This window comes from Enterococcus sp. DIV1067f, from assembly GCF_050543505.1.
Classification (GTDB): Bacteria; Bacillota; Bacilli; order Lactobacillales; family Enterococcaceae; genus Enterococcus_D; species Enterococcus_D entomosocium.
This window is the reverse complement of sequence record NZ_CP172940.1, coordinates 13,788-27,236: the sequence shown is the minus strand read 5'-3', so window position 1 is coordinate 27,236 and position 13,449 is coordinate 13,788. Positions and strand designations below refer to the sequence as shown.

The following is a 13,449-nucleotide window of genomic DNA, read 5'->3' as shown; positions in this document are numbered from 1 at the left end:
AAGACGCTTTTTTGCGTGGTCCCACTTTTGTTCGCAGTTCGGCACTGCCTTCAAGCGGGTAACGTCCGCTGCTTCGTCTTTGACTTGCGCCAAAGCCACTCCTAGGTGCATTTCCTAGCCTTTTTTGACCACTCTCACCTTCCGTGGCCTCTCTGAAAAAAATCGGCTAGTACTTCGTCTATTCGCTGTGTTTATAACACGTTATTCAAATGATCAAGGGCTTTTTCTTTCCCTAATAATTCAACGGTATCCGGTAGTTCTGGTCCATGGGTTTGGCCTGAGACTGCCACTCGGATCGGCATGAATAAATTCTTGCCTTTGATGCCTGTTTCTTTTTGGATCTCCTTGATAGCTGCTTTGACTGCTGCAGCTTCTACGACTGGCATCGCCAGCAATTTTTCTTTAAATGCTGTTAAAACCGTCGGTACGGTTTCCCCTGCCAAGACTTCTTTGGCTGCATCATCTAATTCAGGATGTTCTTCGAAGAACAATTCCGAAAGATCGACGATTTGAGCCGCAAAACTCATTTGTGGTTGATACAAGGATACGATTTTTTTCAACCAAGCAGCTTTTTCTTCGGTCAATGTTTCTTCGATGCGGCCAGCTTTTACCAAGTAAGGAACGCACATTGCCGTCAATTCATCCAAATCCATTTGTTTCATGTATTGGTTATTGACCCATTCCAATTTCTTGGCATCGAAGGCAGCTGGTGATTTGCTCAACCGTTCAGGATCAAAGATTTTGATCAATTCTTCTTGAGAGAAAATTTCTTCCTCCCCAACTGGTGACCAGCCTAAAAGTGCAATAAAGTTGAACATAGCATCTGGCAAATAACCCAATTCACGGTATTGCTCGATGAATTGCAGAATCGATTCGTCCCGTTTGCTTAATTTTTTCCCAGTTTCGCTATTGATGATCAACGTCATATGCCCGAATTCCGGTGCTTGCCAGCCAAATGCTTCATAGATCATCAACTGTTTTGGTGTGTTGGCGATGTGGTCATCTCCACGCAACACATGGGTGATTTTCATATGATGGTCATCCACTGCTACTGCAAAGTTGTAGGTCGGCATGCCATCACGTTTTTGGATGACAAAATCGCCACCGACATTATCTGATTCAAAAACGATCTCGCCTTTGACCATGTCATGGAATTTGTATTCAGTATTGCGAGAGACACGGAAACGAATCACTGGTTTCAAGCCTTGTGCTTCTTTTTCGGCTTGCTCTTCCGGTGTTAAGTTGGCACATTTCCCTGCATAATGAGGCATTTCGCCACGCGTTCTTTGGCCTTCGCGTTCGGCTTCCAACTCTTCTTCCGTACAATAACACTTATACGCACGATTACTTGCGAGCAATTGATCGACCAGTGGTTGGTAGATATCGCCGCGTTCTGATTGACGATACGGCCCATATTCCCCTGGATTTTCAGGTGATTCGTCCCAATCCATCCCTAACCATTGCAAGTTTTCAAGCTGGCTTTTTTCACCATCTTCAATGTTTCTTTTTTGATCGGTGTCTTCGATTCGGATAATAAATTCACCGTCATTGTGACGAGCAAACAAATAATTGAATAAAGCCGTCCGAGCATTCCCGATGTGTAAATGTCCTGTTGGACTTGGCGCGTAACGTACACGTACTTTTGTCATTGTTTTCCTCTTCCTTCATCTGATTTCCAAGCCAGCCAAGCTGCTTGGGGCTTATTGTTCAGTTTAGTGGGAAAGACCCGCGTAAAAAACAGAACCCTCAAGTTGAATTGTACAATCAATAACCCAATTAGTAAAGGCAGCTGGCATATTTTACGCCAGCTGCCGAGGATTATTTCTCTGATTTTGATCCTTCTTTGTTGTCGATGCCGCGACCAGAATGGGCTGGTTTGGCAAAAATCATCCGCCCAGCTGCCGTTTGCAAGGCGCTGGTGACGATCACTTCGATGTGTTCGTTCATGTAATGCTGGCCATCTTCCACCACGACCATCGTCCCGTCATCTAGATAAGCGACCCCTTGCTGCCGCTCCGTGCCAGCTTTCACTACTAAGACGTGCATGCTTTCTCCTGGAATCACCACTGGTTTGACCGCATTGGCCAACGCATTGATATTCAAGACCGGCACATTTTGAAATTCAGAAACTTTGTTTAAATTGTAGTCATTAGTCACAACGACACCATCCAGCAATTTCGCTAACTTGATCAGCTTGCTGTCGACTTCGGAAATGTCTTCAAAATCGCCTTCGTACATCTCAACTGCGATGCCTTCTTCTTTTTGCAAAGCATTCAAAATATCCAAGCCGCGACGGCCCCGGACCCGTTTCAAACTATCGCCAGAATCTGCGATGTATTGCAATTCATACAAAACGAAATTCGGGATCAGCAGGACGCCTTCCAAAAAGCCGGTTTTGGCAATATCATAGATCCGGCCATCAATGATCACGCTGGTATCCAAAATTTTGTATTTGTGGAAATGGTCCGCGATTTTTCTTTCTAGCATCTGCTGTTCATCTTGCTCTTGAGGCTCTGCCTTTTTGTTTTTCGGGGCAAAGACTTTTTTCCATTCATCGATCCGTGTCGTCCCGATCTGAAAACCGAGATACCCTAACAGGACCATCACTAAGATTGGGGCGATCCCGTTGATAAAAGGAATATCCCAATTGTAAAAAGGAATCGACACGATCACACCGATCATCAGACCGATGATCGAACCAATTGCGCCAAACAAGAGATAGGTTAAGCTCAATTCACTTAGTTTTTCTTCAATTTTGCGAATACCGGCTGCAATATATTTCGCTAATAGTAAAGATAATAAAAAGAAAATAAGGGCTCCAAGCAAACTATTAGTGATGTTATTATTCAGCCATTCATTTTGGGTTTGCCCAATGGCTTGCCATGCGATGGGCATCAGTGAGATCCCTAGACTTGCACCGGCAAGTACCATTAGTGCGGTAATGACTCGTTTCTGCATACATGTTCCTCCATACTCCAGTAGGTTTCTTTTGTTCAAAAATCCGTGCTGCCAAACTGACTCCTTCCACCAGTCAGCGGCTGTCGGTTGGTTCAATGAATGAACCAGCAGCGTCAGGGCAAGAGGAAGGGAGATTGCCCCTTGCTCTTGCAGTGACTCCACTTTAACGGAAGACTTTCCGTAAGGTTTCGGCTAAGGTAGACACGCCTTCGACTTCGATGCCTTTTGGCGGCTGCCAACCAGTCAGATTGTTTTTAGGCAAATAAACTTTTGTAAAGCCCAGTTTCTGCACCTCTTTGACCCGTTGTTCGATCGCATTGACTCGGCGAATCTCACCCGTCAAGCCAATTTCACCGATAAAACACTCCGTCGGGCTGGTGCCTTTTTCTTTATAGCTGGAGGCGATACTAACAGCGATCGCTAGATCGATCGCGGGTTCATTTAATTTGACCCCGCCGGCTGCTTTTAAGTAGGCATCTTGATTTTGCAGCAGCAAACCTGCCCGTTTTTCTAAAACCGCCATGATCAGCGAGACCCGGTTGAAGTCTAGCCCCGTCGTCGTGCGTTTGGCATTGCCGAACATCGTTGGCGTGACCAATGCTTGGATCTCCACCAAGATTGGCCGACTGCCTTCCATTGCCACTACGATCGCCGATCCGGTTGCGCCTTCTAAGCGTTCTTCCAAAAAGACTTGTGACGGATTGGCGACTTCTTTCAACCCGCCTTCTTCCATTTCAAAAATCCCGATCTCATTGGTGGACCCAAAGCGGTTTTTGACGGCCCGCAAAATCCGAAAGCTGTGGTGCTTTTCGCCTTCGAAATACAAGACGGTATCCACCATGTGCTCCAGCATCCGCGGTCCTGCGATCGAGCCTTCCTTCGTCACGTGGCCAACGATAAAGATGGCGATGCCATTGGTTTTAGCGATTTTCAGCAATTCTGCGGTCGTTTCTCGCACTTGGCTGACACTGCCTGCCACACTGGTGATATCCGGTTGGGTCATGGTTTGGATCGAATCGATGATCACATAATCTGGGCGGATGTTTTCGATCGCTTTACTGATCTCTGACATGTCCGTTTCCCCATAGAGATAAAATTCCGTGTCGATGGCGCCTAAGCGCTGCGCCCGCATTTTGATCTGCTCGGCACTTTCTTCTCCTGACACATACAAGACCGTTCCGCCGATCGCTGCTAATTGCTGGGAAACTTGCAAGAGCAGCGTCGATTTTCCGATCCCGGGATCCCCACCGATCAAAATTAAGGAACCTGGGACCACGCCGCCGCCTAAGACGCGATTCAACTCAGCGAGTTTCGTTTGGACCCGCGGTTCTTTTTTCGGTACGACATCGGCAATTTTCGTCGGCTGCATCTTTTGCCCCGTCAATGTCGTACGTACACGACGATCAGCGGTTTCTTGGATCACTTCTTCTACCATTGAATTCCAGCTGCCGCAATTGGGGCATTTTCCTAAATATTTAGGGGAACTATACCCGCAATTTTGACAGACAAATTGACTTTTTGCTTTTTTTGCCATTGATCTCCTCCACTACTTCTATCAAACAGACCCCCAGGCAGGATTTACTGATTCGAGGAGCCAAAGCCGCCGGTTCGGCTGGCAGTGGTTGTATCTTGATCAGCTTTTAAGAACGGCAAGAAAATTCCTTGGCCGATCCGCTCGCCTTTTTTAATGACGACATCTGTGGGGCCGAAATTAGTAAACTGGAACATAATATGCCCTTCATTATCTGGATTGTCATAGTAATCGCTGTCGATGACGCCGACACCATTCGTCAAGACTAAGAAACGTTTCAAAGGATTGCTGGAACGATTTGTCAGCTGCAAATACTCGTCTTCCCCCATATAGGCTTTGATCCCAGTGGGAATCAAGGTTGGCTTCAACTGTTTTGCGGTCTCTTTCGCAAAAAGCGCTTTGACCCCATCGATCACGCCCGCTTTCCAAATGCTTGGCACCACGATTTCTTCCGCGGCTTCAAAGTCATAACCAGCCGCATGATGGGTGGCACGTTGAGGCAAGGTGATGCTTTTTTCTTTATATGATGTAATAATTTCAAATCCTCGTAATTTCATGGGTTCCTCCAATAATAAAACATATAGCTATTTTAGCATAGGAAGAACTATTTTCTTCATGGAAAACACAATTATCGAAAAGTCTTTACAATTTCTTCGTTTAAAATAGCTCAAAAAGAAAAAAGAGCATGACGAAACGCCCGTTTGCGAGTACAATAGAAAAAATATCAAAAAATAGGCGGTGGCATATGCGCGCAGATCTTTCAAACAAAAACCGAATCGTTGTAAAAATCGGCACCAGCTCGTTGATTTATCCCAATGGTGCCATCAATCTAGCTGGCATCGATGAATTAGCCTTTGTCTTAGCAGCTTTGCAAAACCAAGGCAAAGAAATCATCTTAGTTTCTTCCGGGGCGATCGGTGTTGGCATGAACAAGTTAAATTTGAAAGAACGACCCGTGGAGATTCCACAGCAGCAAGCCGTGGCCGCCGTTGGCCAATCGGAACTGATGACGATCTACAACCAGCGTTTTCAAAGCTATAGCCAGCAGACTGCACAAATTCTGCTGACCAGAGACATCATCGAATTTCCCCAAAGCCGTCAAAACGTTAGCAACACCTTAGAGCAACTACTTACGATGGGGATCATCCCGATCATTAATGAAAACGACACGGTGGCAGTAGATGAATTGGACCATCTCACCAAATTTGGCGACAATGACCAGTTGTCAGCGATCGTCGCTCAGTTGACGAAAGCCGAGCTTTTGATCATGCTTTCTGATATCGATGGCTTTTATTCCGCCAATCCGCTGAATGATCCTGATGCCGTTTTGTATTCCGAGATCAATGAAATCACCCCGGAACTTTTAGAACAAGCTACGGGAAAAGGCAGTCCTTATGGAACCGGCGGTATGACCAGTAAACTAAAAGCCGCCCAACGCATCTTAGACGTGAACAGTCACATGCTGCTCGCTAACGGCAAGCAGCCGAAAATTATTTTTGACTTGCTCGCAGGGGAACCTGTCGGCACCCACTTTTATCAACGAACGGAGGATGAGCAATGAGCAACTTGCAAACGATCGGTCAACAAGCTCAAGCAAGCGCCCAGACATTAAGCTTACTGAGTGCCAGTGAAAAAAATCACCTACTGGTAGCGATGGCCGATGCTTTAGAAAAAGCTACTGAGACGATTTTAGCTGCTAATCAACAAGACCTAGCTGCCGCAAAAGCCAAAGGAACCAGCCAAACGATGCTGGATCGACTGTTGCTGACAGAACAACGGATCACAGAGATGGCTAACGGCATCCGAGAAGTCGCCCAATTGCCCGATCCAATCGGTGCCGTGGATAAAATGTGGCGCAATGCTGACGATCTTTTGATTGGTCAACAGCGGGTGCCCTTAGGGGTCATCGGCATCATCTACGAAGCTCGTCCTAATGTCACCACTGACGCCGCTAGTCTGTGTTTCAAATCAGGAAATGCCGTGATTTTGCGTGGTGGAAAAGAAGCCTTCCACTCCAATCAAGTCCTCGTGACTATTTTACAAGAGGCATTAGCTGCCAATGGACACTCCCGCCATGCGATCCAGTTTATCGAAGACACGAGCCACGAAACAGCGGCTGAACTAATGCGTCTGACGGATTACTTGGATGTTTTGATCCCCCGTGGGGGCGCCGGCTTGATTCGTCGCGTCAAAGAGACCGCCACAGTACCAGTGATCGAAACCGGCACCGGCAACAATCATATCTACATCGATCAAGCCGCCCAGCTGCCGATGGCACTGGCGATCGTTACGAATGCAAAAACGCAACGCCCTTCTGTCTGCAATGCCATCGAAACGATCCTCGTCCATGAAGCAGTGGCAGCGGAATTTTTGCCAATGGTAGAACAGCAATTTGCCAATCAAGTCGAATTGCGAGGAGATGAAAAAGCATTGGCGTTTTTAAACAATGCACAGCTTGCCACTGAAGAGGACTGGGCAACCGAGTTTTTAGACTATATCTTAGCGATCAAAGTGGTGGCTTCGCTAGAAGAAGCCATTGCCCACATCAATCGCTACAATACGAAGCACTCCGAAGCGATCATCACTGATGATTATTTCGCTTCCCAACGCTTCTTGAAAGAAGTTGATGCGGCGGCGGTTTACGTCAATGCCTCGACCCGTTTCACGGATGGCTTTATGTTTGGCTTTGGTGCCGAGATCGGCATCTCGACGCAAAAACTACATGCCCGTGGGCCAATGGGGTTAGAAGCACTGACTTCCACCAAATACATTATTTATGGCGAAGGACAGATCCGTAAGTAACGATATGCAAAAACAGCCCCCTGCTGTAGTGTCCCCCAAAAAGTTCGATCAAAAGCGAACTTTTGGAGGTCGGTACACCCGTGCAAGGGGTTGTTTTTGCGTCTTCTTATGCTTGTGCAGCCCGCAAAACGAAGGAAAGCGGGTCGATGCCAAACAATTCTGTCAGCACCCGATTGGTTGTGGCAAAAACGTCTGCTTCACAACTCTTTTTCGGACAAGCAATCGTCTGTCCTTTGCTGGAAAACGTATCCTGGCGGCTGCCTTCTACAAAAATCACTTCTTGTGTTCCTTTGCGATAGATCAGCCCTTCGTCTTCTTCCAATAATAAGCGAGTCTGCCACTGATTGATTTGAGCGATGGGCATCACCAAGGATGCAACATCCAAGTTTTCTAACGAAAAACTACGACCATCTGGCAGCTGCAGCGTGAAGGTATTGAGTTCATAAGGCAAACAGGCATTGCACCCTCCTTCTGTGATGACTTGGCTCGTGAGGATTTCTACGTTCATTCGTTTCGCCTCCTTTCATGAATACTTCATGTTTAGTTTATCACAAAACCTATGGCCCACGGCGGAGCAATTATTCCGCCTTAAGTTGGATGTGTTTCTTCTTCCTTCTTGCTATGCTAAGGATAAGAAAAAAAGTCTAGGAGGAGTCGCTATGAATACAGAAAGTTTATTAGGAAGAATCGTTACTGTCGTGGCAGTTTTAATCGCAGCATCTCTTGTTTTATCTGTCGTATTAGGCATTGTTGGTGGGTTGATCGGATTGATCTTCCGTTTCGGGATTCCTTTACTGCTGGCCGTTTTGATTGTTCGCTGGTTAACCTCGATTCGCCAAAAACCAAGAAAATATTATCGTTAATTGCAGGAAAACCAAAACCACCTGACTTTCCAACAGTCAGGTGGTTTTTTCTATCCATCAGCCTAATGCGACATCTAGAACCATCATTAAGATAAAGCCTAACATGACGCCAAAAACCGCAAAATGGCGGCGACTCGTCAAGGTTTGCTGCGCTTCTGGAATCAATTCTTCCACCACCACATAAATCATAGCACCCGCTGCAAAAGCCAACGCATACGGCAAGACAGCGGACATACTCGTTACCAACAAAGCCCCGATCACACCCGCGATCGGTTCAACGATCCCAGATGCTTGCCCATACATAAAGGCTTTGGTTCGGCTTAACCCTTCTTGGCGCAAGGGGATCGAAACGGCTGCGCCTTCTGGAAAATTCTGGATCCCGATCCCGATTGCCACCGAAAGTGCTGCTAAGATCGCAGCTCGCGGATCATCAGCACTAGCCGCCGCCCCAAACGCTACCCCTACCGCCAAGCCTTCCGGGATATTATGTAGTGTGATGGAAAAAACCAGCAAGATCGTTCGCTTCAAATGACTAGGCAATCCTTCTGTTTCATGATTCGGACCAAAATGCATATGTGGGAGTGTCTTATCTGCTGCATAAAGAAACAAACCGCCCAAACCAAACCCGATACTGACCACCAGCCACGGAATGTCGCCATTTTCTTCGGCTCGTGCGATCGCAGGATCTAATAACGACCAGAAACTAGCGGCGATCATCACTCCAGAGGCAAACCCCAGCATCGTGTTCAGGACATTTTTATTGATTTCTTTGAAGAAAAAGACTAGCGCTGCCCCAAGCGCCGTCATACCATACGTAAAGATCGTCCCCGCCAGCGCTTGCTGCCATGGCGACAATCCAACCAACCAATCCACCATTCGTCTGCTCCTTTGTCTAACTATTCTACCAATACTCTAGCATAGGAAGCCGTCAGGTTCTACTAGGAAGGCAGCAGCAGCCATAATTTTTCTTTCACCAGGCCTATGCCTTTCCTGACGAAATCCGCGGCTTTACTTGAAAGTTTCAACATTCATCGCTATAATGCTAGGAGACTCCATGTCAATTTATATAAAGTGAGGAAAAGAATTGATTACAGTAAGTGATGTAAGTTTGCATTTTTCAGACCGCAAACTGTTTGATGATGTTAATATTAAGTTTACGCCTGGTAATTGTTATGGTTTGATTGGTGCAAATGGTGCTGGTAAATCAACTTTTTTAAAAATTTTATCTGGTGAGATCCAACCTTCGACCGGGAACGTTTCTTTAGGTCCTGATGAACGGATGGCTGTCTTGAAACAGAACCACTATGATTACGAAGAGTTTCCAGTGATCGAAACGGTCATCATGGGCCATAAACGTCTCTACGAAGTGATGAAAGAAAAAGACGCGATCTACATGAAGGAAGACTTTTCTGATGAAGATGGGATTCGTGCCGCCGAACTAGAAGGCGAATTTGCGGAACTTGATGGTTGGGAAGCAGAGCCAGAAGCAGCCGTTCTTTTGCAAGGCCTGAACATTCCCGATGAATTGCATCATGTCTTGATGAAAGATCTAACTGCTGGTCAACGGGTAAAAGTCTTGCTCGCACAAGCCCTTTTCGGTAAGCCAGACGTCTTGCTCCTAGATGAGCCTACCAACGGATTGGATATCCAATCTATCAACTGGTTAGAAGAGTTTCTAATCAACTTTGACAACACTGTCATCGTTGTTTCCCATGACCGCCACTTCTTAAATAAAGTTTGTACCCATATGGCCGATCTAGACTTCGGCAAAATCAAATTGTTTGTCGGCAACTATGATTTCTGGTTGGAATCAAGCCAATTAGCGGCGAAATTACAATCACAATCAAATGCCAAAAAAGAAGAACAGATCAAAGAACTGCAAGACTTTATCGCACGCTTTAGTGCCAATGCATCAAAATCCAAACAAGCAACGTCTCGGAAAAAAATGTTGGATAAAATCACCCTTGATGATATTCAACCTTCGTCCCGCCGTTATCCGTTTGTTGGTTTTAAACCAGAACGTGAAATCGGGAATGACTTGCTGCAAGTCGACAATGTCAGTGTGACGATCGACGGCAAAAAGATTTTAGACAATATCTCTTTCACCTTGAATAAAGACGACAAAGTCGCTTTTGTTGCCAATAGCGATATCACCACCACGACGCTATTCAAAGTCATCATGGGGGAAATCACTCCTGATACAGGTAGTGTTCGTTGGGGCGTCACCACGCAGCATGCCTACTTGCCAAAAGATACGACCAGCGAATTCGATACGGATACCCCGATCGTTGATTGGCTGCGTCAATACGCAAGCAAAGAAGAAGACGACAATACCTTCTTGCGCAGCTTCCTAGGTCGCATGTTATTCTCTGGTGATGAAGTATTAAAACCCGTCAACGTTCTTTCCGGGGGCGAAAAAGTTCGCTGTATGTTGTCGAAAATGATGCTTTCAAAAGCCAACGTATTGGTGTTGGATGATCCAACCAATCACTTGGACTTAGAATCGATCACCGCATTAAACGATGGTTTGATGGCCTTCACCGGCTCATTGTTGTTTGCTTCTCATGACCACCAATTTATTCAAACCCTTGCGAACCGTATCATTGCGGTCTCTAGCAAAGGCGTGGTGGATCGTGCCGAAACGACCTACGATGAATTCTTAGAAAATAAAGATGTCCAAAAACGCGTAGCAGAAATGAATCAATAATCTGCTTCTACAAAAAAGAACGCTCCAGTTGCAGCCTTGGTGGCAGGCAACTGGAGCGTTCTTTTTATTTTGTCTAATACTTCGGGCATGTTGGGCAGGTTACGCTTGTTCTAAACGGGCTTTGCCGAATGAAAACAGCGCCAAGCAGCCGTAGCCGGTATGACTGGAGATCGTTGGACCTAATGGATAATGATGAATAATAATGTCAGGAACTTTTTCGGTCAAACGCTTGATGACTTTCTCCGCTGCTTCGGCATCGCCAGCATTGGCAAAATAAACCGTATTGGTTTTTGATTCGTGAAGATTGGCGATGGTTTGATCCACGATTTTTTGGATCGCTTTGTTGCGTCCCCGCACTCGATCAACACTGCGTAATTTTCCCGCGGTATCTACGGTAATGATTGGTTTCACATTCAACAATCCACCGATCGCTGCGGCTGTTTTAGAGATTCTGCCGCCGCGTTCCAATTGTTTTAAATCATCGACGGTGACCCATGAATCTAAACGCAGTTTATTTTCTTCTACCCATTGGCTGACTTCCAGCAACGAACGCCCTTGGGCTTTTTGTTGGGCTGCTTCAGCAACTAAGAAGCCTTCGCCTAAACTAGCAGAGCGCGTATCGATCAAGGTGATCGCGACTTCTTTGTATTCTTCTTTTAGTAAGGCTACGGCTTGGACGGCACTTTGGAATGAGCCGCTCATTCCTGAAGAAAAACCTAAATAAAGGACCGGTGTGCCCGCTTCGACATATGGCCGAAAATATTCCATATAACGTCCGACATTGATTTGAGAAGTCGTCGGTTGCGCATGCTCTTTTAGTTTTCCTAAAAACCATTCCGTATCAAATTCTTTGCCCATATCATCGATATATTCTTTGCCATCTAATTCAATCAGCATTGGAATATAGGCGACATCTAGCTCCGCTAATCTTGCTGCTGGTAAATCACAGCAGGAATCTGTCATGATTTGAAACATGGTTTCACCCCTCTCGTTACCCCCTATTATAGCAAAAAAAGAACAAGACAGAAGAAATTCTCATCAAAAGCAGCCAAACTTATCGTTGACTGCTTTTGACACAGGAGTTCTTTGTCTTGTTCTGATGCTTTCGCGTCAGGTTAAATTTGCGCCCAAACACTTTCTAAGATGTTGGTTTGGCTGCGGTCTGGTCCTACCGAGAAGGTCGAAATGCGGACACCGACCAATTCAGAGATGCGATGCACGTAATTGCGTGCATTTTCTGGCAGATCCGCCAATGTTTTGCAGCCAGTAATGTCTTCAGACCAACCAGGAAGTTCTTCGTAGACTGGTTTGCAGCGGTTCAACTCTTTCAAGCTTGCTGGGTAATGATAGATCAATTCGCCGTCTAGTTCATAAGCGGTACAGATTTTCACGGTTTCTAAACCGCTCAAGACATCGATCGAGTTAAGGGATAGGTTCGTAATCCCTGAGACCCGTTTTGAATGGCGCATCACGACGGTATCAAACCAGCCCACACGGCGAGGACGTCCTGTCGTTGTTCCGTATTCACGACCGATCTTACGAATTTGTTCACCTGTTTCATCAAACAGTTCCGTTGGGAAAGGACCATCGCCTACCCGAGAGGTGTAAGCTTTGCAGACACCAACGACTTTGTTGATTTTTGAAGGGCCCACACCACTACCGATAGTGACACCTCCAGCAACGGGGTTGGATGACGTTACGAAAGGATAGGTTCCTTGGTCGATATCCAGCATCACGCCTTGTGCCCCTTCAAATAAAACCCGTTTGCCTTCATCTAAGGCATCGTTAAGGATCACCGAAGTATCCGTCACATATTTTTTGATTTGTTGGCCATATTCGTAATACTCTTCAAAAATGTCTTCAAAGGCAATTGGTTCTGCATCGAACATTTTCACGAATTGACGATTTTTTTCTTCTAAGTTGATGCGTAGACGTTCTTCAAAAATTTCCTTGTCTAAAAGATCAGCGATCCGAATGCCGACTCTGGCCGCTTTATCCATGTAGGCTGGTCCGATCCCTTTGATCGTCGTACCGATTTTGTTGTCACCTTTGGCATCTTCTTGCAGTTGATCCAAATGGATATGGTAAGGTAAAATAACATGGGCACGATCAGAGATCTTTAAGTTTTCTGTTATTATATTGTTTTCTTTCAAGTATGCTAATTCTTTAACTAATGATTTCGGGTTCACAACGACCCCGTTTCCAATGACACTGATTTTATCTGCATAAAAGATCCCTGAAGGAATCAAATGCAGTTTATAGGTCACACCGTCAAATTTAATCGTATGGCCGGCATTGTCTCCACCTTGATAACGTGCAATGACTTCCGCGTTTTCACTCAAAAAGTCCGTAATCTTTCCTTTACCTTCATCGCCCCATTGTGTACCTACTACTACTACAGATGACATATAATGACCTCTTTCTTTAATTAGTGCATTCCTTAAGTATTGTAACAAGATTCGCAAGCTCTTTCAATCTAAAATCGAATAATCGTTTTAAATTCTCATTTTTCAGGGGTAAAAAACGAACTATTTTCTTTGGATTAATTATTTATACACGTAAAAACGAATAAAGTCGGCACATAAAAA

Annotated in this window: 12 protein-coding genes and 1 other annotated feature (1 of these 13 cut by a window edge); of the genes, 4 read left to right on the top strand and 8 right to left on the bottom strand. The window is 45.6% G+C overall.

Going from position 1 to position 13,449, the window contains the following annotated elements; translation table 11 throughout:
* Nucleotides 1-195 (bottom strand) — a binding site (T-box leader); it reaches 4 nt to the left of the window's first position.
* The 4 genes from gltX to IGJ42_RS00105 form a co-directional block, all read right to left on the bottom strand.
* Nucleotides 192-1,649 (bottom strand): glutamate--tRNA ligase, encoded by a 1,458-nt coding sequence (gltX, locus tag IGJ42_RS00120; protein WP_086372485.1) that lies wholly within the window; start codon nt 1,647-1,649, stop codon nt 192-194. It overlaps the preceding feature by 4 nt.
* Before the next feature lie 169 nt (nt 1,650-1,818).
* A complete protein-coding gene (locus IGJ42_RS00115) occupies nt 1,819-2,958 on the bottom strand; it encodes a PIN/TRAM domain-containing protein (protein ID WP_005232908.1) in 1,140 nt (379 codons plus the stop codon).
* Between the two features lie 163 nt (nt 2,959-3,121).
* Complete coding sequence (gene radA, locus IGJ42_RS00110) at nt 3,122-4,492, bottom strand: DNA repair protein RadA (RefSeq protein ID WP_005226394.1); 1,371 nt, start codon at nt 4,490-4,492, stop codon at nt 3,122-3,124.
* Between the two features lie 44 nt (nt 4,493-4,536).
* Entirely contained in the window at nt 4,537-5,046 is a 510-nt protein-coding gene (locus IGJ42_RS00105) for a dUTP diphosphatase (RefSeq protein ID WP_005232909.1), read from the bottom strand.
* Nucleotides 5,047-5,234: 188 nt separating this feature from the next.
* Here IGJ42_RS00105 and proB point away from each other — a divergent pair, with 188 nt between their 5' ends.
* Both proB and IGJ42_RS00095 read left to right on the top strand, forming a co-directional pair.
* Nucleotides 5,235-6,050 carry a glutamate 5-kinase gene (gene proB, locus IGJ42_RS00100; RefSeq protein ID WP_034872095.1) on the top strand — a complete coding sequence of 272 codons (816 nt, stop codon included), beginning with the start codon at nt 5,235-5,237 and terminating at the stop codon, nt 6,048-6,050.
* Nucleotides 6,047-7,291, top strand: a complete 1,245-nt coding sequence (locus IGJ42_RS00095) for a glutamate-5-semialdehyde dehydrogenase (protein WP_061053519.1) — start codon at nt 6,047-6,049, stop codon at nt 7,289-7,291. Before proB ends, IGJ42_RS00095 begins: the two co-directional genes overlap by 4 nt.
* A gap of 106 nt (nt 7,292-7,397) precedes the next feature.
* Here the strand turns inward: IGJ42_RS00095 and IGJ42_RS00090 are convergent, their stop codons facing one another.
* Entirely contained in the window at nt 7,398-7,799 is a 402-nt protein-coding gene (locus IGJ42_RS00090; protein ID WP_086316721.1) for a DUF4809 family protein, read from the bottom strand.
* 151 nt (nt 7,800-7,950) lie between these two features.
* Here IGJ42_RS00090 and IGJ42_RS00085 point away from each other — a divergent pair, with 151 nt between their 5' ends.
* The gene (locus IGJ42_RS00085; protein WP_008376766.1) at nt 7,951-8,154 is read left to right on the top strand and encodes a hypothetical protein; all 204 of its coding nucleotides are present in this window, start codon (nt 7,951-7,953) and stop codon (nt 8,152-8,154) included.
* A gap of 57 nt (nt 8,155-8,211) precedes the next feature.
* Here IGJ42_RS00085 and IGJ42_RS00080 read toward each other — a convergent pair whose 3' ends face one another.
* Nucleotides 8,212-9,030 carry a ZIP family metal transporter gene (locus IGJ42_RS00080; protein WP_005232914.1) on the bottom strand — a complete coding sequence of 273 codons (819 nt, stop codon included), beginning with the start codon at nt 9,028-9,030 and terminating at the stop codon, nt 8,212-8,214.
* 208 nt (nt 9,031-9,238) lie between these two features.
* Here IGJ42_RS00080 and IGJ42_RS00075 point away from each other — a divergent pair, with 208 nt between their 5' ends.
* A complete protein-coding gene (locus IGJ42_RS00075) occupies nt 9,239-10,861 on the top strand; it encodes an ABC-F family ATP-binding cassette domain-containing protein (RefSeq protein WP_005226380.1) in 1,623 nt (540 codons plus the stop codon).
* 99 nt (nt 10,862-10,960) lie between these two features.
* Here IGJ42_RS00075 and IGJ42_RS00070 read toward each other — a convergent pair whose 3' ends face one another.
* Nucleotides 10,961-11,836, bottom strand: coding sequence for a DegV family protein (locus IGJ42_RS00070; RefSeq protein ID WP_016611673.1), 876 nt, complete (start codon nt 11,834-11,836; stop codon nt 10,961-10,963).
* Nucleotides 11,837-11,976: 140 nt separating this feature from the next.
* Entirely contained in the window at nt 11,977-13,269 is a 1,293-nt protein-coding gene (locus IGJ42_RS00065; protein WP_005232916.1) for an adenylosuccinate synthase, read from the bottom strand.
* Nucleotides 13,270-13,449: the final 180 nt, after the last annotated feature.